At 44.1% G+C, this 21765-nt stretch carries 21 protein-coding genes, 1 pseudogene and 2 other annotated features (1 of these 24 cut by a window edge); of the genes and pseudogenes, 16 read left to right on the top strand and 6 right to left on the bottom strand.

The features are described 5' to 3' along the window. Positions 1-261, top strand: a pseudogene (locus ACTNA4_RS05785) (IS1634 family transposase); the annotation flags it as partial. A gap of 285 nt (positions 262-546) precedes the next feature. Continuing rightward, positions 547-1230 (top strand): YczE/YyaS/YitT family protein, encoded by a 684-nt coding sequence (locus ACTNA4_RS05780; RefSeq protein ID WP_441029032.1) that lies wholly within the window; start codon positions 547-549, stop codon positions 1228-1230. 53 nt (positions 1231-1283) lie between these two features. Here ACTNA4_RS05780 and ACTNA4_RS05775 read toward each other — a convergent pair whose 3' ends face one another. Beyond that, complete coding sequence (locus ACTNA4_RS05775) at positions 1284-2303, bottom strand: M42 family metallopeptidase (RefSeq protein ID WP_441029030.1); 1020 nt, start codon at positions 2301-2303, stop codon at positions 1284-1286. A gap of 76 nt (positions 2304-2379) precedes the next feature. Continuing rightward, complete coding sequence (locus ACTNA4_RS05770) at positions 2380-3744, bottom strand: MATE family efflux transporter (RefSeq protein ID WP_441029028.1); 1365 nt, start codon at positions 3742-3744, stop codon at positions 2380-2382. 229 nt (positions 3745-3973) lie between these two features. Here ACTNA4_RS05770 and ACTNA4_RS05765 point away from each other — a divergent pair, with 229 nt between their 5' ends. Further along, complete coding sequence (locus ACTNA4_RS05765) at positions 3974-5638, top strand: glutamine--tRNA ligase/YqeY domain fusion protein (protein ID WP_427805544.1); 1665 nt, start codon at positions 3974-3976, stop codon at positions 5636-5638. Positions 5639-5721: 83 nt separating this feature from the next. Here the strand turns inward: ACTNA4_RS05765 and ACTNA4_RS05760 are convergent, their stop codons facing one another. Beyond that, positions 5722-6138, bottom strand: a complete 417-nt coding sequence (locus ACTNA4_RS05760; protein WP_441029026.1) for a hypothetical protein — start codon at positions 6136-6138, stop codon at positions 5722-5724. Positions 6139-6307: 169 nt separating this feature from the next. Between ACTNA4_RS05760 and cls the strand changes: the two genes are divergently transcribed. Continuing rightward, complete coding sequence (gene cls, locus ACTNA4_RS05755) at positions 6308-7897, top strand: cardiolipin synthase (RefSeq protein ID WP_441016885.1); 1590 nt, start codon at positions 6308-6310, stop codon at positions 7895-7897. A 181-nt stretch (positions 7898-8078) separates the two neighbouring features. After that, positions 8079-9353, top strand: coding sequence for an adenylosuccinate synthase (locus ACTNA4_RS05750; protein WP_427805547.1), 1275 nt, complete (start codon positions 8079-8081; stop codon positions 9351-9353). A gap of 105 nt (positions 9354-9458) precedes the next feature. Here ACTNA4_RS05750 and asnA read toward each other — a convergent pair whose 3' ends face one another. Further along, a complete protein-coding gene (gene asnA / locus ACTNA4_RS05745; protein ID WP_427805548.1) occupies positions 9459-10469 on the bottom strand; it encodes an aspartate--ammonia ligase in 1011 nt (336 codons plus the stop codon). A gap of 164 nt (positions 10470-10633) precedes the next feature. Here asnA and ACTNA4_RS05740 point away from each other — a divergent pair, with 164 nt between their 5' ends. Next, entirely contained in the window at positions 10634-10798 is a 165-nt protein-coding gene (locus tag ACTNA4_RS05740) for a hypothetical protein (RefSeq protein WP_427805549.1), read from the top strand. A gap of 1 nt (position 10799) precedes the next feature. On the opposite strand, the gene ACTNA4_RS05735 is transcribed toward ACTNA4_RS05740, so the two are convergent. Further along, positions 10800-11033 (bottom strand): hypothetical protein, encoded by a 234-nt coding sequence (locus ACTNA4_RS05735; RefSeq protein WP_441016882.1) that lies wholly within the window; start codon positions 11031-11033, stop codon positions 10800-10802. A gap of 135 nt (positions 11034-11168) precedes the next feature. Between ACTNA4_RS05735 and ACTNA4_RS05730 the strand changes: the two genes are divergently transcribed. The 8 genes from ACTNA4_RS05730 to ACTNA4_RS05695 all read left to right on the top strand — a co-directional run bounded on the left by ACTNA4_RS05730 (position 11169) and on the right by ACTNA4_RS05695 (position 19101). Beyond that, positions 11169-11678: an SEC-C metal-binding domain-containing protein gene (locus ACTNA4_RS05730; RefSeq protein ID WP_427805551.1), complete on the top strand. Its 510-nt coding sequence runs from the start codon at positions 11169-11171 to the stop codon at positions 11676-11678. Between the two features lie 42 nt (positions 11679-11720). Next, positions 11721-11937: a binding site (T-box leader), on the top strand. A 68-nt stretch (positions 11938-12005) separates the two neighbouring features. After that, entirely contained in the window at positions 12006-12428 is a 423-nt protein-coding gene (locus tag ACTNA4_RS05725) for an acyl-CoA thioesterase (protein ID WP_427805552.1), read from the top strand. A gap of 47 nt (positions 12429-12475) precedes the next feature. Next, the gene (gene thrS, locus ACTNA4_RS05720) at positions 12476-14401 is read left to right on the top strand and encodes a threonine--tRNA ligase (protein ID WP_427805553.1); all 1926 of its coding nucleotides are present in this window, start codon (positions 12476-12478) and stop codon (positions 14399-14401) included. 58 nt (positions 14402-14459) lie between these two features. Further along, a complete protein-coding gene (locus ACTNA4_RS05715; RefSeq protein WP_427805554.1) occupies positions 14460-14774 on the top strand; it encodes a DUF1540 domain-containing protein in 315 nt (104 codons plus the stop codon). A 275-nt stretch (positions 14775-15049) separates the two neighbouring features. Then, positions 15050-16405: an AI-2E family transporter gene (locus ACTNA4_RS05710; protein ID WP_427805555.1), complete on the top strand. Its 1356-nt coding sequence runs from the start codon at positions 15050-15052 to the stop codon at positions 16403-16405. A 20-nt stretch (positions 16406-16425) separates the two neighbouring features. Next, complete coding sequence (gene metA, locus ACTNA4_RS05705) at positions 16426-17349, top strand: homoserine O-acetyltransferase MetA (RefSeq protein ID WP_427805556.1); 924 nt, start codon at positions 16426-16428, stop codon at positions 17347-17349. A gap of 251 nt (positions 17350-17600) precedes the next feature. Further along, a complete protein-coding gene (locus tag ACTNA4_RS05700; protein ID WP_441029024.1) occupies positions 17601-18224 on the top strand; it encodes a cyclodeaminase/cyclohydrolase family protein in 624 nt (207 codons plus the stop codon). A 19-nt stretch (positions 18225-18243) separates the two neighbouring features. Then, positions 18244-19101, top strand: a complete 858-nt coding sequence (locus ACTNA4_RS05695; protein ID WP_441029022.1) for a bifunctional 5,10-methylenetetrahydrofolate dehydrogenase/5,10-methenyltetrahydrofolate cyclohydrolase — start codon at positions 18244-18246, stop codon at positions 19099-19101. An 8-nt stretch (positions 19102-19109) separates the two neighbouring features. Here the strand turns inward: ACTNA4_RS05695 and ACTNA4_RS05690 are convergent, their stop codons facing one another. Continuing rightward, on the bottom strand, positions 19110-19466 hold the full coding sequence (locus ACTNA4_RS05690; protein WP_427805559.1) for a helix-turn-helix domain-containing protein: 357 nt from the start codon (positions 19464-19466) through the stop codon (positions 19110-19112). A gap of 125 nt (positions 19467-19591) precedes the next feature. Between ACTNA4_RS05690 and ACTNA4_RS05685 the strand changes: the two genes are divergently transcribed. Then, complete coding sequence (locus ACTNA4_RS05685; protein WP_441029020.1) at positions 19592-20143, top strand: hypothetical protein; 552 nt, start codon at positions 19592-19594, stop codon at positions 20141-20143. Between the two features lie 68 nt (positions 20144-20211). Next, positions 20212-21612 (top strand): alanine/glycine:cation symporter family protein, encoded by a 1401-nt coding sequence (locus ACTNA4_RS05680; RefSeq protein WP_427805561.1) that lies wholly within the window; start codon positions 20212-20214, stop codon positions 21610-21612. 38 nt (positions 21613-21650) lie between these two features. Next, positions 21651-21765: a binding site (T-box leader), on the top strand (it continues 134 nt past the right edge of the window).

Genomic DNA, 21765 nt, shown 5'->3' with positions numbered 1-21765 from the left:
TTTCTGATTTGTTTTCTCGCACTGATAATCTATCGTTTTCTTACGAAAAAGCTCGAATCAAAATATACCTGTGAAGAACTGTTAGATACCTTGAAAACAATAAATTTTGTCAAGGTTCAAGAACAAGGATTTATTCCTACATATAAACGCGAGTCCATTACAGATGATCTTCATGAAGCTTGTGGATTTCGAACAGACTATCAATTCATAACCAAAAGTAAAATGAAAACAATTCAGAAACAGAGTAAAGGAAGGAAATAAATTACAATACTCTATAACAACGATAAAAATCGCTGTACCCAAGTAAGCGCAAGGGATACAGCGATTTTTTCTTTTGCTAACTGTCAAAGACAGGAATATAACACACCTTCGTGAAATTTGTCAATATGACTTTTGATTTTTTTGAAAAAGTATTATGCTGCGAATTTCTTAGAATGAAGAATCCTGGATTGCGCATCCGGCATCAGGTATGATATTCTATAAGAAGTGAAAATACGTGGGATGCCATGTGTGGCAGCTTACAGGAGGAGAATAGGGGAGAAACATATGGGAAAGGATTCAAAAGATACATTTGCGGTCGATACGCGTAACAGGAGTCTGAAACAATGGGGAGAAGGTCTGTTTGCTTTATTTGTGGGTCTAACAATCGCCCATTTGGGCGTCAGCCTTTTTCTCGTGTCGGAACTTGGCTCGGATGCGTTTACGGTGATGATTCAGGGAATTGCAAGAACTCTCGGGCTTAGCATTGGCACGGTTCATGTGATTGCATTGATCCTGCTGATGATTGTGATGGTTTTGACGACGAAGGGATATGTCAAGCCGGGGACGGTCGTCTGTGCATTCTGCGGAGGATGGATCATAGATTTGTTCCTGTGGATGATCGGGGCTAAAATATCTTCCGGATCGCCGATGTGGATCCGGATCCTTGTTATGTTGGCAGGATGTGTGATATTGAGCTTTGGTATGTCCATCGTCATTGAGAGCAACAGCGGTACAGGGCCGAACGATCTGATTGCCATCATATTAACGGATAAACTGAATCAGAAATGGAATGTACAGTTTCAGTATGTGAGGATTACCTGTGATATTTGTTTTGCAGTGATTGGATTCCTGCTTGGCGGGCGCCTTGGAATCGGAACGATCGCAGCGGCTTTTCTGGTAGGGCCGGCTGCACAGTTTTTTTTGCCGAGGAGCCGCAAATTAATCAAAACATGTTTTCCGGATCTGTAAAAGAAAACCTGCCAATGCGTTTGGAAATGCAATGGCAGGTTTCCTTCTTGAAACTATTTACAAGTATAAGCTTTCAGAAGCATAAGTGTATTTTTTACTCCGTCCAGATGAGAACGTTCATAATTATGTGATGCATAAACACCCGGTCCGATCAGACCGTGCAGAATGTCGTAACCGCTTCTTAAAGTAGCTTCTACGTCCGAACCGTAATGCGGATATACATCGATGGCATAGTCGAGTCCGTTTGCTTTCGCAGTGTCGATCAGGGCGCTTGTCACCTCATAATTGTAAGGACCGCCGGAGTCTTTTGCGCAGATGGAAACCATGCGTTCTGTGCAGCCCAGGTCGGCACCAACACATCCCATATCAACCGAAATCATTTCTTCGGTATCTTCCGGCACACTGCTTCCGCCGTGACCGACTTCTTCGTAAACGGTGAAGACGAGAGAAACCTTGCGATTCAGGGAAAGGTGTTCGTCTTTGACCCATTTTGCAAGGGCTAGCAAGATGGCAGCGGAGAGCTTGTCATCAAGGAAGCGACTCTTGATATATCCGCTTTCAGTCACTACAGTACGAGGATCCATGGCAATGATATCGCCGACCTGAATGCCGAGAGCGGCTACGTCTTCTTTCGTATTTACATTCTCATCCAGAAGAATCTCCATGTTTTTCTCTTCATGATCCGGCTTATCGTCTGCTACATGGACGGAGGGCTCGGTATTGAGAACAACACCGGTATAAACCTTTCCGTCGCGTGTGTGGATGGTGCAGTTTTCACCGTCGGCAGTTGACCACTGATGTCCGCCGAGTGTGGTGGGACGCAGACGTCCGTTGTCTTTGATGGAACGAACCATAGCGCCAAGGGTATCGACATGAGCGGCAAGAAGAAGCGGATTTCCCTCTCCACCCAGTGTCACCAGTACATTTCCTTTTCTGGAACTCCATGGCTCATACCCCATCTCTTTGAGTGTGGAAAGAAGGTATTCTTTCACTTCGCGGGTATACCCGGAAGGGCTGGCGATTGAAGTCAGTGCTTTGAGCTGCTTTGCAGCGTATTCAGTGTAAGTTTCCATAAAATCATTCCCCCAAAATGTTAAATTTTATTATGCTTTGTTATTTTAATCGTTATCAAACGAAAAAGCAATCCTGTTATGCAGAGAATTTCTGCTTTTCCAATCCATGTATCCAGTCGGATTTGAAATAATATACCGTAAATACAATAGAACTTAAGGTCCAGGTGATCGGGTAGGCCCAGAACACAACATTGATCACCGGGATAAAATGAACCGCAATGCTGATGTAGCTGACACGGATCAGGCACCAACAGATCATCATGACCAGCATCGGAACCGTAGAACGGCCTGCGCCGCGCATGATTCCGGCCATACAGTGGGAGTAGGCGAGCAGACAATAAAACAGAGAAATGGTTCTTGCCTGTGTCACACCGAATGCGATGGCTTCTTCGCTTCCACCGAATAAGGAGAGCAGTGTCGGCGCAAATGTATAGACAAGCAAACCAATCAGTTCTGCCAGAGTAATGGAGCATATGACTCCGAAAACGGATCCTTTCTTTACACGGCCATACTCTCTTGCCCCCAGGTTCTGACTGATAAAGGTTGTGAGAGCCATTGAAAAACAGGTCACCGGAAGAAAACCGAAGCCCTCAATTTTGGCATAAGAACCGCAGCCTGCCACCGCAAGAGCACCGAATTTATTGATGTTTGACTGTACAAATACATTTGCCAGAGAGATGATCGAATTCTGGACTCCGGTTGGAAGTCCGTTCGTAACGATCTGAGGCAGCATCATACGGTCAAGACGGATCTCTTTCAGAGAAACACGGATCTCTTCCGGATTATGAAGAAGCTGACGCAGACACAGGAAGGCACTCAGAAATTGTGAGATCGTTGTTGCGAGTGCGGCGGCTCCGACGCCGAATCGGAATCCCGCGATCAGTATCAGGTCAAGTGTAATATTTGTGGCAGAAGAAATCATCAGGTAAATCAGCGGATGCCTGCTGTCCCCAAGAGCCTGAAGAATTCCCATGAAGAAGTTGTACATAACAAAGCCAAGAGCACCCATGAAATAAACTCGGAAGTATACTAAAGAATTCACAAGTACTTCATCGGGTGTGCCCATGAGGTGCAAAATCTGTGGCGCGGCTATTTCCCCGATCAGGGTGACTGCGACTCCGCAGCAGAGACCGAATCCGATCGTTGTGTGAATGGCCCGCCTCAGTGCCTTCATATTGCCGGCACCGAAGTATTTTCCGATGATCACACTTGCACCGATGGAGATACCGTTGAAGAGTCCGACAAGAAGCATGATCAGACTTCCGGAAGAACTGACGGCGGCAAGTGCGTTACTGCCCAGAAAATTACCCACGATCAAAGTGTCGGCCGTGTTGTAAAATTGTTGGAACAGATGTCCCCAGAAAAGCGGAATTGCAAAAAGTACGATTCGCTTCCAGATAGGGCCCTCTGTCATGCGTGTTGAAGAAGAAATATTAGACATACCAAAAACCCCCGATAGTTATGTTGACTGTACATAGTTATAAACTGGTTACAGACTAAAGTACACTTTTTAATTATAAGAATGTATTTTGAAAAAGTCAATGAAGTGAGAGGAACAATGATAAAATTGTTGTTCTCTGTCATAAATTGTGGTAAACTAATGAACAAAGTTTCAGGAATCGGCCTTCTGCGGCGGATTCCACAGATTGAGAACCTGAGGAGGATTTACCATGGCAGAAGAAATGGTATCAAAGAATTTTATTGAACAGGAAATTGACAAAGATTTGAGAGAAGGTGTTTATGACCATGTCTGTACACGTTTTCCGCCGGAACCGAACGGATATCTTCATATCGGACATGCCAAATCCATTCTTTTAAATTATGGACTGGCCCAGAAATATAACGGAACATTCCATATGCGTTTTGATGATACGAACCCGACGAAAGAGAAGATGGAATTCGTGGATTCCATCAAAGAGGATATTCAGTGGCTGGGAGCTGACTGGGGGGAGCATCTTTATTTTGCATCAGATTATTTTGATACAATGTATGAATGTGCGGTCAAATTGATCAAGAAGGGCAAAGCGTTCGTATGTGATCTGACAGCGGATGAGATCCGGGAATACCGCGGGACTCTGACCGAGCCGGGGAAGAACAGTCCTTATCGAGACCGGTCGGTGGAAGAGAATCTGGAGTTATTTGAGAATATGAGAGCCGGTGTCTATAAAGACGGTGAGAAGGTACTCCGTGCAAAGATCGATATGGCTTCTCCGAATATCAATATGCGGGATCCAGTCATTTACCGGGTGGCACACATGTCACATCATAATACAGGGGATAAGTGGTGCATTTATCCGATGTATGATTTTGCGCATCCGATTGAGGACGCAGTCGAAGGAATCACCCACTCCATCTGCACGTTGGAATTTGAAGATCATCGCCCGCTTTATGACTGGGTAGTGAGAGAGTGTGAATTCGAGAATCCGCCGCGTCAGATTGAATTTGGTAAATTATATTTGAATAATGTGGTTACAGGCAAGAGATATATTAAAAAGCTGGTTGAGGACAAGGTCGTTGATGGATGGGATGATCCGCGTCTGGTTTCGATCGCGGCACTCCGCCGTCGTGGCTTTACACCGGAATCCATTAAGATGTTTGTGGATCTCTGCGGGGTATCCAAGACTCAGGGAGCTGTGGATTACGCGATGCTGGAGTATTGTATCCGCGAAGATCTGAAGTTAAAAAGGCCGCGTATGATGGCGGTGCTGGATCCGGTTAAACTCGTGATTGACAATTATCCGGAAGGAGAAACCGAATGGCTTGATGCACCGAATAATCTGGAAAATGAAGAGCTGGGAAGCAGAAAGGTTCCGTTTAGCCGTGAACTTTATATTGAAAGGGATGACTTTATGGAAGAACCACCGAAGAAATATTTCCGCCTTTTCCCGGGCAATGAAGTCCGTCTGATGAATGCATATTTTGTGAAGTGTGTGGATTATGAGAAAGATGAAAATGGAAATGTGACCGTGATCCATTGTACCTATGATCCGGAGACGAAATCAGGCAGTGGATTTACCGGAAGAAAAGTAAAAGGCACGATTCACTGGGTATCAGCGGAACATGCTGTGAAGGCAACGGCACGCTTATATGAGAACCTGATCGATGAGGAGAAGGGCGTTTATAACAAAGAAGACGGTTCCATGAATCTGAATCCGAATTCACTTACCGAAAAGGAAATTCTTGTAGAACCGAACTTCTCAGAGGCAAAGGCCTATGACAGTTTCCAGTTTGTGCGTCAGGGCTATTTCTGTGTGGATTCGCACGATTCCAAACCGAATGCGTTGGTGTTTAATAGGATTGTATCGTTGAAAAGTTCATTTAAACTACCGAAATAAAAAAGAATTTTCGAAAATTTAAGAATAAAAATGCAGCATTTGAATCAATGCTGCATTTTCTATTCCGGTATAACGGCTGTAATCTATTCGTTTTTTTCTTCGGAAGCATCAGCCGGCTTCCCTGCTTCTTCAGGAGCGTCAATTTTCTGCTCGGAATCTGCTTCTTCGACTGTAGTTTCATCAGGTTGTCCCGGTGCTTCGGATGGCTCTACGGGTTCGGCTGGTTTTTCCGCTTCAGCCGATGCTTCGGATTCAGGCTGTTCTTCAGTGGCACTGGAAGTATCGGATGTCTGAGCGGAAGATGGATTGAGATGAACATAACCGCGTTCCTTGACTTCGCCGAGGTCATCATCTAATTCAAAATCATCATCATCGAAATCATCATCAAAATCATCTTCTGATTCGATGTCATTCTTTTTCTTCATCCAATAATAGATACCTGCTCCGGCAGCTCCGGCGGCGGTCAGGCCAAGCAGGAGTTTTCTGAAATTTTTTGCCATAATAATACTCCTTTCTTAGACGAAATGCATAATAAGATGCATATAAACAAATTCATTGTAATACTTTTTCCGTAAAAGGAAAAGTAAAATATTTATAAACACTGGTTTTTGTGATAAGATATGTGATACGATATAGGATATTGATTTAAGAAAGGAACATCAATTAGGAATGGATGAAAAAGAAACTTTGATGTATGAAAAAGGTCAGACAATTAGGAAAAGGGCGAAAAATAAAATTTTTGGTGTAATCTACAGCCGTACCGCAGTTGTGATTATTTTGCTTCTTTTACAGATTGAGCTGATGTTATTTTCGCTCACTTATCTGGAGAATTATACAAACTATTTATATGGAGTTTTTGTCATACTTTCTGTTGTGTCAGTCATTTATATTATGAATGAGAAAGGGACGCCTGAATTCAAGATGACATGGCTTCTGTTTATTCTGCTTGTACCGGTCGTGGGAGTGGGATTCTATATTTTTACGAAGACCGAATTTGGAACCCATTTTCTGGGAAAGAGGCTGGAAGATCTTCGGCATGAAACAGAACCGTATATGGAGCAGAATGAAGGAATTGTCCAGACGATGCGAAGCAGCAGACTTGCGAATGTGAATTTGTCACATTTCCTGTATCAGCAGGTGGGATTCCCGACATACGGAAATACGGAGGCTACGTATTTCCCACTGGGAGATGATAAATTCCCGGCGCTTTTAGCGGAACTGGAGAAGGCAGAAAAATTTATTTTTATGGAATACTTCATAGTTGAAGAAGGGTATATGTGGAATTCAGTTCTGGATATTTTGCAGAAGAAGGTACAGGAAGGTGTGGAAGTCCGTTTCATGTATGACGGTATGTGCAGTGTTGCCCTGCTTCCATATGAGTATCCGGAAAAGCTCAGGAAAATGGGAATCCAGTGCAAGCAGTTCGCGCCGATTAAACCGGTTATGTCCACCAGTCAGAATAACCGGGATCACAGAAAGATCTGTGTGATCGATGGAAAAGTTGCGTTTACCGGTGGGGTCAATCTGGCTGATGAATATATCAATCAGAAGCTGCGGTTTGGTCATTGGAAAGATACCGCGATTATGCTGAAAGGAGATGCGGTACAAAGCTTCACCATGATGTTCCTGCAGATGTGGAATCTCTGGGAACGCCGCCCGGAGGATTATAAAAAATATCTGACGGTCAAGAAAAGCGGATTCCGGAGAGAGACCGGTTATATGATTCCATACGGGGACAGTCCGTTTGATCATGAGAATGTGGGAGAAGAGGTTTATTTTCACATATTGAATCATGCGAAGAAATATGTCCATATTATGACACCGTATCTGATTCTTGACAGTGAGATGATCACGGCTCTTACACGAGCTGCCAAATGCGGGATCGAAGTGATCATCATCATGCCGGGGATTCCGGATAAGCCGTATGCGTTTTATCTGGCCAAGACATATTATGCTGAGCTTTTGGAAAAAGGAGTTCAGATTTATGAATATACACCGGGATTTGTACATGCAAAGGTATTTACTTCGGATGACGATACGGCTACAGTAGGAACCATCAATCTGGATTACCGCAGCCTGTACCTGCATTTTGAATGTGGTGTCTTTATTTATCATAATCCGGTGGTTTATGATATTGAAAAGGATTTCCAGGAGACGCTGAAGAAATGCCATAAAGTTACGCTTACGGAAGTCAGAAACCGAAGCCTTTTTACGAAACTGTATGGGCAGATCCTCCGTCTGGTTGCCCCTCTTATGTAGGAGTAAACCGGCAGATTTCGTGTCTGATCGGCTTAGGATTTGCGAAAAAACCAGGAAAAAACAGTTTTCAAAAAATAAGAATGTACATATGAGAAAAAATGTTGTATAATTTTTAAAGGTGTTTCTTATAGTACAAAAGTTACATGGGATACATATATGAATATAAGCAGGAGGATATATCATGGTTAAAGCAGTAGTAGGTGCGAACTGGGGAGACGAAGGCAAGGGCAAGATTACAGACATGCTTGCAGAAAAGGCTGATATCATTATCCGTTTCCAGGGCGGTGCGAATGCAGGACATACAATTATCAACGATTATGGTAAATTTGCTCTTCACACACTGCCGTCGGGCGTGTTCTATGGACATACTACAAGTATTATCGGAAATGGTGTTGCAGTCGATATTCCGGTGTTGTTCAATGAGATTCAGTCCATCATCGACAGAGGAGTGCCGATGCCGAAGATTCTGGTTTCTGACAGAGCACAGATGGTAATGTCATACCATAAAAATTTTGATGCATATGAAGAGGAGAGACTGGGAGGAAAGTCATTTGGCTCTACAAAGTCAGGAATTGCTCCGTTCTATTCTGACAAGTATGCAAAGATCGGTTTCCAGATCAGCGAACTTTTTGATGATGATCTGCTGAAAGAAAAGGTTGTTCGGGTGGCGGAGCAGAAGAACGTGCTGCTTGAGCATCTGTATCACAAACCATTAATCGATCCTGAGGAATTATATAAAGAATTAGTAAGCTACAGAGAGATGGTAGAACCTTATGTATGTAATGTTTCCGCTTATCTTGATCAGGCGATCAAAGAGGGCAAAGAGATCCTGCTGGAGGGACAGCTTGGAACATTGAAGGATCCGGATCATGGCATTTATCCGATGGTTACTTCTTCTTCCACACTTGCGGCTTATGGTGCGATCGGCGCAGGTATTCCGCCATATGAGATCAAGCAGATCGTAACAGTATGTAAGGCATACTCCAGCGCGGTCGGAGCAGGTGCATTTGTAAGCGAGATCTTCGGAGAAGAGGCAGATGAACTGAGAAGACGCGGCGGAGACGGCGGCGAATTCGGTGCAACGACAGGACGTCCGAGACGTATGGGATGGTTTGACTGTGTGGCTTCCAAATACGGATGCCGTCTGCAGGGAACAACAGACGTTGCATTTACGGTAGTTGACGTTCTGGGATATCTGGATGAGATCCCGGTATGTGTAGGATATGAGATCGACGGCGAAGTGACGACGGAATTCCCGACCACACATCTGCTTGAAAAAGCAAAACCGGTTCTTAAGACTCTTCCGGGATGGAAATGTGATATTCGTGGAATCAAGAAGTATGAAGATCTGCCGGAGAACTGCAGAAATTATATTGAATTTATCGAGAAAGAGATTGGATACCCGATTACCATGGTTTCAAACGGACCGGGAAGACATGATATTATTTTCAGATAATGGATGAATAGAATAAATGAAAAAAGAGGACATGGCATATCAGTATGCTGTGTCCTCTTTCGTTGTGTGCAACTGCCTTAAAATCCGCAGAATTGCGGCAGTGTTTTAAAGCAGATAGAGTCCGTTCTCCGATGCATGCTGTACGATCTCGTCCGGCCATACGGAGGACTGTACTTCTCCGATGTGCGCTTTCCTGAGATAGAACATACAGATACGAGACTGCCCGATTCCGCCGCCGACTGTATAGGGAAGTTCTCCGGCCAGAAGAGATTTCTGGAAGTCCAGTCCCGCGCGCTCTTCGCATCCGGCAGCTTTGAGCTGACGTTTCAATGCTTCTTCATCGACACGGATTCCCATGGAAGAGAGTTCCAGTGCAATGTCCAGAACTGGATAGTATACAATAATGTCCCCGTTCAGTTCCCAGTCATCATAGTCCGGAGCACGTCCGTCATGTTTCGTTCCGGAAGCAAGCGTTTTACCGATCTGTTTGATAAAAATGGCTCCTTTGGCTTTGGCAAAACGGTATTCGCGTTCCTTTGGTGTCTTATCCGGATACATGGTTTCCAGTTCCTGAGAAGTAATAAATGTGATCTCATCCGGCAGATAAGCCTCTATGTAATTATAGCGGCGTGCCATAAACTGTTCTGTTTCTTTTAATGCGCTGTAGACTTTATTTACGGTATACTCCAGCGTTTCCATATTCCGTTCTTCTTTTGAGATTACTTTCTCCCAATCCCACTGGTCTACATAGATCGAATGGATATTGTCCGTTTCTTCATCCCGGCGGATTGCACTCATATCCGTATAAAGTCCCTCCCCTGAGTGGAATCCGTAGCGCTTCAGCGCGTAACGTTTCCATTTTGCAAGAGAATGGACGATTTCGACCTCTTTGTCATTCTGTTCCTTCACACCGAAAGAGACCGGACGTTCTATACCATTCAGGTTATCATTCAGACCGGATTCCGGGCGTACAAAAAGCGGAGCAGATACACGGGTCAGGTGCAGAGACTTGGCAAGTGAACGCTCAAAATGGTCTTTGACCTCTTTGATAGCAACCTCAGTCTCACGGATCGTAAGCGGAGAATGGTAATTCTCCGGTATTATCAAGTGTTCCATGTTCATCTTCCTTTCCTACTCATTAGTACAAGTGTAGTAGAAAGAGGTGTTGATTGTCAATCCATTTTTTTGGCAGAAAAATATTTAGTCAGAAAATATGTGCTTCCGGTCATAAATGGCTGTCCGGTCTCATATAATAAAAAGGTCGGGGAAGGAGGGGACTTATGATTCAGAAAGAGAAAATGAGAAATGAACAGGAAACGATCTCGATCGAAGAATATTTGAACAGACGCAGAAAGTTGCGTGAAAAAGAGAGAAGGAACAGAAAAGAGCAGACATACGAAAAAGAAAGCTCTCCCTGGATGCTGGCAGAGCTTTCCATGACGTAAGCTATTCGGCTTTGTTTTCATCGTTCGAATCATCCGAATCATCTTTGCGAAGCAGCCTGTAGAACAATGTATAGGCATAGAGAAGAACCGGAACGAGGATCGTACAGGCAATGGAAGCTTTAAAGAGCCCATGTGTCTGTGAATGATCCGTGAGTGCAAAAATCAATGTACTTGCATACAAAAGAATCAGTAAAACAGCACCGATCAGTGCGAGAATCCGTTTTGTTTTTTTCATTTAAATCACCTGTTTTCATCTTTTCTATCTATTATAATAACAAAATTGCATTTCCACAAGAAAATGTTTTGCAAACGGATAAGAAATGCTGTATGATATATGGAGTGAAAAGAACAAAAAGGAGAATTTACAAATATGAGTACTTTATTAGAACAGTGGAGAGATACCGCATATTCAAAAGAAATGGATCAGAATTCCCTGCAGAAGTTCTGGGGAACCTATTTTCAGATTGAAAAGGAAATCTATGAAAAGCTTCTTACCAATCCGGATGAAGAGGTTAAGGGAACGGTGAAAGAACTTGCAGAAAAATATGGTGTAGAAGTATTTACCATGACCGGATTCCTGGATGGTATCAACGACAGCCTGAAAGAACCAAATCCGATCGAGACCATGGATGAAGATACCGTTGTGAGCCTTGCGTTTGACAAAGAACTGCTTTACAAAAATATGGTAGACGCAAAAGCGGACTGGCTTTATGAACTCCCGCAGTGGGAAAATATTTTCACGGAAGAAAAGAGAAAAGAACTGTATAAAGAACAGAAGAATTCCCGTACTGTACACGTAGAAAAGAAAGTTTATCCGAACGACCCATGTCCGTGCGGAAGCGGAAAGAAATATAAAAAATGTTGTGGGAAGAATAAATAGATTTCATAATTGACAAATACTTTCCACATGTCTATAATAATAGCAAATGTGTTGATGAGAAGAGTAGAACGCGGAAGAATCACAGAGAGAAAAGCCATGGCTGGAAGCTTTTTATTGCAGAAGCGTTTGAAGACCATCTCGGAGCGGCTGTGAGGAGCAGCACGGCAGGATACCGTTATCATCCGAATGAAGTGGCTTTGGCATGACGCCGGAGCAAGCGGGGTGGAACCGCGAGTAATGATGTTGACTCGTCCCTTGCAGTAGATGTTTATACTGCAGGGGATTTTTTGTTGCCATGCATATATGAGCGGAAGGAGTGAGAAGTAGATGGAAGCATACAGACACAAAGTGCAGTATTACGAGACGGATCAGATGAAGATCGTACACCACTCCAATTACATCCGTTGGTTTGAAGAGGCGAGAATCGATTATCTGGAACAGCTTGGAATGCCTTATGAAGAGATGGAAGCCCGGGAGATCATAAGCCCGGTGCTGGCAGTCGAGGCGGAGTATCTGCGGATGGTACATTTTGGAGATACGGTCACGATTTATCCGAAAGTGAAAGAGTATAACGGGATCAAGCTTACAATCAGTTACGATGTAATGGATGAGAAAACACAGATGGTTCATTGCCGGGGACTGACAAGGCATTGTTTCCTGAATCTTAAGGGGAGGCCGATCTCGCTCAAACGGGAATACCCGGATTATCATGAAAAATTTATAGAAGCACTGGAAAACGACCAGGATTGACAAAGGAAGTTTCAAGTTAAAAGAAACATGGAAAGAGAGGAAAAAATATGAAAATCACATTGAAAGACGGATCTGTTAAAGAGTATGCCCAAAGCAAATCCGTAATCGAAATTGCGGAAGACATCAGCGAAGGACTGGCGAGAGCAGCAACAGCCGGGAAAGTAAACGGTGAGGTGGTTGACCTCAGAACGGTGGTCAGTGAAGACTGTACACTGAGTATCCTGACATTTAATGACGAAGAAGGAAAGGGCGCGTTCCGTCATACGGCTTCTCATATTATGGCACAGGCGATCAAGAGACTTTACCCGGATACAAAGCTTGCAATCGGACCTTCCGTTGCAGACGGTTTCTATTATGACATTGACCGCGAGACACCGCTTGTGGCAGAAGATCTGGAAAAAATCGAAGCAGAGATGAAGAAAATCGTCAAAGAAGGACTTCCGCTTGAACGTTCTACCAAGCCGAGAAATGAAGCAATAGAATACTTTAAAGAAAAGGGAGAACCTTATAAAGTGGAACTGATCGAAGACCTTCCGGAAGATGCCGAAATCAGTTTCTATACTCAGGGAGAATTTACAGATCTCTGTGCGGGACCACATTTGATGAATACAAAACAGGTAAAAGCATTTAAGCTGACAAGCCTTGCGGGGGCTTACTGGCGCGGAAGCGAAAAGAATAAAATGCTTCAGAGAGTTTATGGTACAGCTTATCCGAAGAAAGCAGATTTGGATGCGTATCTGACAATGATGGAAGAGGCAAAGAAACGTGATCATAGAAAACTTGGAAAGGAACTGGGACTTTTTATGATGAAAGAAGAAGGACCGGGCTTCCCGTTCTTCCTTCCGAAGGGAATGGTTCTTAAAAACCAGCTTCTGGATTACTGGAGAGAGATCCATCACAAAGCAGGTTATGTGGAAATATCCACTCCGATCATGTTGAACCGTCAGCTGTGGGAAACGTCCGGACACTGGGATCATTATAAAGACAATATGTACACAACGGTCATTGATGAAGAAGATTTTGCAATCAAGCCGATGAACTGTCCGGGTGGAATTCTGGTTTACCAGTCTGAACCACGTTCTTATCGTGATCTGCCGCTTCGTATGGGAGAGCTTGGACTGGTTCACCGCCATGAGAAATCCGGACAGCTCCATGGTCTCATGCGTGTAAGATGTTTTACACAGGATGATGCACATATTTTCATGATGCCTGAGCAGATCCGTGATGAGATCAAGGGGGTTGCCAAACTGATCGATGAAGTGTACAGTCTGTTTGGATTTAAATATCATGTAGAACTTTCCACTCGTCCGGAGGACAGCATGGGAAGTGATGAAGACTGGGAGATGGCTACCGATGCTCTGCGCGGTGCGCTGGATGATCTTGGCCTTGACTATGTAGTAAATGAAGGGGACGGTGCATTCTACGGACCGAAGATCGACTTCCATCTGGAAGACTCAATCGGAAGAACCTGGCAGTGCGGAACGATTCAGTTAGACTTCCAGCTTCCGCTTCGTTTTGGATGTGAATATACAGGAGCTGACGGAGAAAAGCATCAGCCGATCATGATCCACCGTGTAGCGTTCGGATCCATTGAACGTTTCATCGGAATCCTGATCGAGCATTTTGCAGGTGCCTTCCCGACATGGCTTGCACCGGTTCAGGTTAAAGTGCTGCCGATTTCTGACAAATATATGGATTATGCGAACAAAGTTCTGGAAGAACTGAACAATGCAGGAATCCGTGCAGAAGTAGACACACGTGCTGAAAAGATCGGTTACAAGATCCGTGAGGCTCAGATGCAGAAGATTCCGTATATGCTTGTTGTAGGAGCGAAGGAAGAGGAAGAGGGTCTGGTATCAGTCAGAAGCCGTTTCGAAGGAGACGAGGGGCAGAAAATGCTCTCTGACTTTATTGCGGCGATCAAAATGGAGATCAAGGCAAGAACGGTAAGAGAAGTAAAAACGAAAGAATAAGAAGTCAGAATAAGGGCATAATATAATTTGATTTCTGATAAGAGAAGGAGGGTGTATTATGCCGGAATTAAAATGTACCGTGCAGACATGCATGCATAACAAGGATTTTTATTGTGATCTGAATGCGATTACTGTGGGAGGAAATTCCGCAAAAACGGCAGAAGAGACTTGCTGTGACAGCTTCGAAGAGCGCAAAAGCGGAACCTACAGTAATGTGATGGGAGAGGCGTCCCCGACCAGCCAGATCGACTGCAAGGCAACGGATTGTAAGTATAATGATGAATGTCAGTGCCATGCCGGAAAGATCAGTGTCGAAGGAAGTCAGGCCTGCCAGTGCGAAGAGACAGAATGTGCGACGTTTACCTGTAAGTAGCAGATAAACAGCTGGAAGAAAAATGAGAAGACCACCATTGGGAACGTATATCAAATTAGGTATCCGATCAACCTGAAGGTGGTCTTTTTATGCATTCAGCTATTCGGAAAAGGAATGAGACTTGTATGAAAAACTTGAATTATTAGAAAAGGATTTTGGAGATTGCCACGGAAAATCTATTGCATAGAGTAAATTTTGACGGTATAATGCTGATGTATGAGAAAAAGAAATCGTGTCTTAAAGAAGACGGATTTAAGAGAAAAGGTGAAGAATGAATGGAAAATGATGAGAAGCTGCAGGAAAGAAAAAGTGATGATCCTGCTTCTGCTCCGTATTATGTGAAAAGGCCGCAATTCGGTAAAGAAGGCCCGTCTAAACTCCGGCAGGAATTTAGCAGGGGAATGACCATGTTTCTGGTCATTATGGCATGTGTGGTCCTGTATTTTGCATTACTGCGTCTGGATTCAATCACGAACGCTGTTTCCATGGTGATTGATGTATTGAAACCGATTCTTTATGGAATGGTCATTGCGTATCTTCTGAATCCGATTGTCAAGCAGGTAGATCGTATCCTGGTTCCAAGACTGGAGAAATACATGCAAAAGAATCGAGCAAAGAAATGCTCCAGAGGAATCGGAGTGATCCTGTCACTGGTGTTTTTATTTGCTTTGATCACAGCACTCTGTAATATGTTGATACCGGAGCTGGTAAAAAGCATTCGGGACCTGATCATCACGCTGCCGGGACAGTTGAATAATGTAGTCGACTGGTTTAATCATTTGCAGGCGTCCGATACGGCAATGGGAATCCTGATGAGAAATGCTCTGGAAGAGGGAACAACAACCCTGCAGAACTGGCTGCGTACGGATCTGATGCCGCAGGTAAATACGATCATGTCAAATCTCACGGTGGGAGTGTTGAATATCCTGAATGAGGTATTGAATTTCCTGATCGGACTGATCGTGTCCGTATACCTCCTGTTCAGCAAGGAACAGTATTCTGCCCAGTGCAAGAAAATGACCTACGCTTTTTTAAAAACGAATCATGCCAATATGTTGCTGCATCTTACGAAAAAAAGTAACGAAATTTTTGGCGGTTTTATTATCGGGAAAATTATCGATTCCGCAATTATTGGTGTACTCTGTTTTATCGGTCTTTCGCTGATTAAGATGCCATATACGCTTCTTGTCAGTGTAATTGTTGGAGTGACAAATGTGATTCCTTTCTTCGGACCGTACATCGGTGCGATTCCGAGTGCATTTCTGATCCTGCTCAGCGATCCGAAAAAGGGCCTTTATTTTATTATTTTTATACTGGTACTACAGCAGATCGACGGAAATGTGATCGGTCCGAAGATACTCGGTAATTCAACAGGACTTTCCCCATTCTGGGTCGTATTTTCCATCCTGATCGGAGGGGGAATGTTCGGGTTCGTTGGTATGATCATGGGAGTGCCTACTTTTGCGGTGATTTATTATATTATTAGTATGATTACCAGCCAGAGGCTAGAGCGTAAGAATCTCCCGTTGACCACAGTTCACTACGGAGTAAAGAGTTATGTGAACGAAAAAGGAGAGTTTATCAGTGACGATATAACGATTATGGATGAAGATGAAAAGAACAATGAATAGTAGAAAAGGGGAATTTTATTATGCCAATTCGTGTACAGAATGATCTTCCGGTAAAAGAGATACTGGAAAAAGAAAATATATTTGTGATGGATGAGTTCCGGGCGACTCATCAGGATATCCGTCCGATCAGGATCGGGCTTTTGAACCTCATGCCGCTCAAGGAAGATACAGAACTTCAGCTTCTGCGGTCGCTTTCCAATACTCCGCTGCAGGTGGATATTGTGTTTGTCACGGTGAAGAGTCATGAGTCGAAGAATACTTCGGCAAACCATTTGAACCGGTTTTACGAAACTTTTGATAAAGTGAAAAACCAGAAATTTGACGGTTTTATCATCACCGGAGCGCCGGTTGAGCAGATGCCGTTTGAAGAAGTGGATTACTGGGAAGAACTGAAGGAAATCATGGAATGGACCAAGACGAATGTGACATCTACGATCCATCTTTGCTGGGGGGCACAGGCGGCACTTTATTACCATTATGGAATTGATAAAGTACAGCTTCCGTCCAAGCTTTTCGGTGTATTTGAACATAAAGTGATGAACCGGAAAATACCGCTTGTACGTGGATTTGACGATGTGTTCCTGGCACCGCATTCCCGCCACACAGATGTTCCGATCGAAAAGATCAGGGAGGATGACCGCCTAATGATACTGGCAGAATCTGATGTTGCCGGAGCATTTCTTGTCATGGCAGAGGACGGCAGACAGATCTTCGTGATGGGACATCCGGAATATGACAGAATTACACTGGATCAGGAATATAAACGTGACAAGAGCAAGAATCTTCCGATTGAACTTCCGGTTAACTATTATCCAAATGATGACTGCGAACAGAAGCCGCTTCTTACATGGAGGGCACACGGGAATACGTTGTATGGGAATTGGCTGAACTACTATGTCTATCAGGCAACGCCGTATGACATGATTGGGACACCGCAGTTTTAGGCTGATCGGTGGGATAAGTAAGCAATCTATATAAAAGCACCAAGGGAAGAGATAATCTTCCTGCGGTGCTTTTTTATATGGAAACAGATGTATGGTACTGGAATCTTTCATTTGCTGACAACGGGACGGCTGACAGTAAAGAAACTATTTACAGATTCTGAATCATCACATATAATGAGGGTCAAAGTAATAAGTTAGAGAATGCGGCAGGAGTGCCCGGGCATTCTTGAATCTGGGAGGAATTATATTTGATGCTTGAAAAGAAAACGACAGAGTTCCTGGAAGAACTTTCTTCATCGGCACCGGTTCCGGGAGGAGGCGGCGCATCGGCGGCAGCAGGTGCTTATGCAGCAGCGCTTGGATTGATGGTAGGCAATCTGACGACCGGTAAGAAGAAATATGCCGATGTGGAAGAAGAAATATGTGAAAGCATGAAAAAGCTGGAACAGCTGCGCGATAAACTGACACGTCTGGTTGATGAGGATGCGAAGGCATTTGAGCCGCTTTCAAAGGCATATGGAATGCCAAAAGAAACGGAAGAACAGAAGAAGTTAAAAGAACAGGTGATGGAGACGGCGCTTCGCGAAGCCTGCCGGGTGCCTCTTGAGATTATGGAGGTCTCTATTGAAGTGATGGAACTTCTGCAGGTACTCGAAGAGAAAGGAAGTCGCCTTGCAGTAAGCGACGCAGGAGTCGGTATTTTGTTTGCCAAGACGTCTCTGGAAGGTGCGTCTTTGAATGTATTTATCAATACCAGACTGATGAAAGACAGGCAGTATGCGGAAGAACTGAATCAACGTGCGGATGCATGGATTGCCCGTGGAAGAACACTGGAGCAGCAGGTATATCATGGCGTTCTGGAAAAAATAAGGTAAACGAGAAGGAAAAGAGAAAATGGCAATAGAAATGTTAGGGGCAGAAGTGGCAAAGGCGATGAAAGAAAGAATTATCAGCAGAGGGGACAGACTGAAGCAGGAAGGGATTATACCTTGTCTCACGATTATTCGAATCGGAGAGCGCCCGGATGACCTGTCATATGAGCGGGGAGCAAAAAAAAGGATGGAGCTTACCGGAATTGAATGCCGCGTAAAAGAACTCCCGGAAGATATTTCTCAGGAGGAGTTTGAAGGGGAATTTCGCAAAGTCAACGCGGATGAAACGGTGCATGGCATTTTGCTTTTCCGTCCGCTTCCGGCGCATCTGGATGAGGAACCGGTGAGAAAAATGATCAATCCGTATAAGGATGTGGACTGTATGAGTGATGTGAATCTGGCAAAGGTATTTGCAGGAGATCAATCCGGTTTCGCGCCCTGTACGGCAGAAGCTGTCATGGAAATGCTGGAACACTACGGCATCGATGTCTGTGGAAAAAAGGTGACGGTTGTAGGCAGAAGCATGGTTGTTGGAAGACCGCTTGCCATGCTGATGCTTCAGAAAAACGCAACGGTAACGGTATGTCATACCAGAACGGCCGAGTTGGCGGAAACGTGCAGAAATGCGGATATTCTGGTGGCAGCAGCAGGGAGAGCAAAGATGATTACTTCCGATATGATCGGGGAAGGAGCAATTGTCGCAGACGTGGGAATCAATGCAGACGCAGAGGGGAAAATGTGTGGAGATGTAGATTATGAAGGAGCACTTGAAAAAGCGTCCTTCATAAGTCCGGTACCACGTGGCGTCGGAAGTGTGACGACTTCCGTACTGGCATTGCATGTCATAAAAGCAGCAGAATATCTTGCCCATCTGGAATAGAACAATGGTTAAATCTTATCTTCAGAATCCGGCGTTGCAGGGAATTCCCGGATAAGACTTTGGATATTGTCGCGGATATAACGTTTATAATGCTCTGGAAGAGGACGTAACAGATCCAGTATTTCCAGTTCAAGCGGATCGGAAATGGATGGCTTCTCTTCCAGGTAATCACAGATCAGATACTCAAAACGGACGTTAAGTACTTTGGAAAAATTCAGCATAGAAGAAAATGATGTGGAAAGATTTCCATTTTCGATCCGGCTGATTGTCGTTGTATCAAGATTCATTTTTTCTGCTAATTCAGCCTGAGTCATACCTGCGTTTTTACGCGCTTGACGTACGCGGCTACCAAATTCTTTGCTCATAACCATTACCTCTCTAAAAAATAGTTTAGCATTGGAATATGAAAAATAAATGGCGTATAAAACAAACAATATTTACAAATATGCAAAATGACTGTTAAGATGTAAACAAAAGGAGGGAAAAAAGAATGGATTTTGAAGTATACAGGGAGGAGATCGAAGCGATAAAACTGGCAGTAAGTACCGCATCCAGACGTGGTGTGCCAAGAGAACATACCCTTACGGGCAGTATAGAACGTTTGCTTGATTATTATGCGGAAGAACCGAAAAACGAATATCTGACTGGCGCTTTGCTCAATATACAGGCATATTTGGAACTGGGGATGGAATATAGTAAATACGAAGATTTGTTTGAGCGTGTGCTGAGAAAAGGTAATCTGGATAAAAGAGAAGTGTTCCCGAAACCGTTTTATTCTGCCAGAAAAGTGAAATTAAATAAAAGCCAGGTGAGAGGGATGATCCGGAAATGGTCTACTTCTTCTAAAAATACCATGCCTATCCCCGAGGTGGTTGAGGACATTATCACGAAAGTCAAGAGCCGGGAAAAGGGTGTGTATTATTATCATAATCATGTGACGGGATCCGGTATGGAAGATGATATATACGAATTGGTCATCCAGGGGGAAGAATGCTATTTTCATGATATTAAATGGGGAAGATACTATGTCTTTAAGGAATAAAAGCGTTGTTAATTCTTCAATAATTTTGTATAATTAAATATCTTTATACGTTAGCAGGAGGAGAGAACATGCTTGATGTAATTAACACAGTCGTGAAAGCAGTCAACAAGGTTGTCTGGGGATGGCCTATGATTGTATTGCTGTTTGGAACCCATATTTTTATGACCGTACGAACCGGAGGAATTCAGAGATATATATTCAGGGGGATTCGTCTGTCTGTTGCGAAGGATCCGGATGGAGAAGGGGAGGTCAGCCAGTTCGGAGCGTTGACTACGGCGCTTGCATCAACCATCGGAACAGGTAATATTATCGGGGTAGGAACTGCAGTGGCGCTCGGAGGGCCGGGAGCGGTATTATGGTGCTGGCTTACCGGGGTATTTGGAATTGCCACGAAATACAGTGAAGCACTGATCGCCGTGAAATACCGCGTAAAGACTGAGGATGGGAGAATGCAAGGAGGGGCAATGTATGCCCTGGAATATGGATTGAAGAACAAAAAACTAGGAAAAGCTCTTGGATTGATGTTTGCTTTTTTTGCGGCATTTGCATCATTTGGAATCGGTTGTGCCACACAGGTCAATGCAATTGCTACTGTATGTAAAGAAAATCTGGGGATTCAGCCCTGGATCATTGGGATTGTTGTGGCGTTTTGTACTGCGATCGTGATTTTCGGGGGAATTAAAACAATTGCAAATGTATGCGAGAAGCTGGTGCCGTTTATGGCGTTGTTTTATGTTGTGGGATGCGTCATTATTCTTGGAATGAATTATGATTATATTATTCCGGCACTTGTGACGATCGTGAAGATGGCTTTTACTCCCGGAGCGGTGGCCGGAGGTCTTGTGGGAAGAGGAATCATGCTTGCCATGAGATATGGTATTGCGCGTGGACTGTTTTCAAATGAATCCGGTATGGGATCTGCACCGATCGCGGCAGCGGCCGCGCAGACACGAAATCCGGTGCGACAGGCTCTGGTTTCGGCAACAGGTACTTTCTGGGATACGGTTGTGGTATGTATGCTTACCGGGCTGGTACTGGTATCAACGATTATGAAGAATCCGGCGATCAATGCGAATGAGGTGAGTGACGGAGGTGTGCTTACTTCTATGGCGTTCAGCCAGATCCCGGTTATCGGTCCGATTATTCTGGTTGTGGGGATTATTTCATTTGCATATTCAACAGTACTTGGATGGGCATATTATGGGGAGCGTTGTGTGGAATATTTCGGCGGGAAGCGCGCGCTGGTTCCTTATCGTATTCTCTACATCATTGTAGCGGCAATCGCTCCAGTGGCTGCACTGGATCTGGTATGGCTGATTGCGGACACGTTAAATGCATTTATGGCGATTCCGAACTTGATCGCTGTTCTTGCCCTTTCTTCAGTCATCGTGGCAGAGACCCGAAAGTATATTAACAATATTGATGCAAGAGACACAACGCCGGTCCCGGTCGTAAAAAAATACTGTTGACAAATGAAAAAGAATGTATTAGGATATTTTCTATAGAATAGAAACCGTTGAGAAAGAGTAGTAGATTATCAAAGCAAGATCACAGAGAGCGGCAGGGGGTGTGATTGCCGTATGGAGCTGATAGTTGAATGGACTTTTGAGGGCAGCCTGAAA

This window comes from Bariatricus sp. HCP28S3_A7, assembly GCF_052066375.1.
GTDB lineage: Bacteria > Bacillota > Clostridia > Lachnospirales > Lachnospiraceae > Allocoprococcus.
The sequence above is the reverse complement of the archived record's forward strand: the minus strand, read 5'-3'. Positions and strand labels throughout refer to the sequence as shown.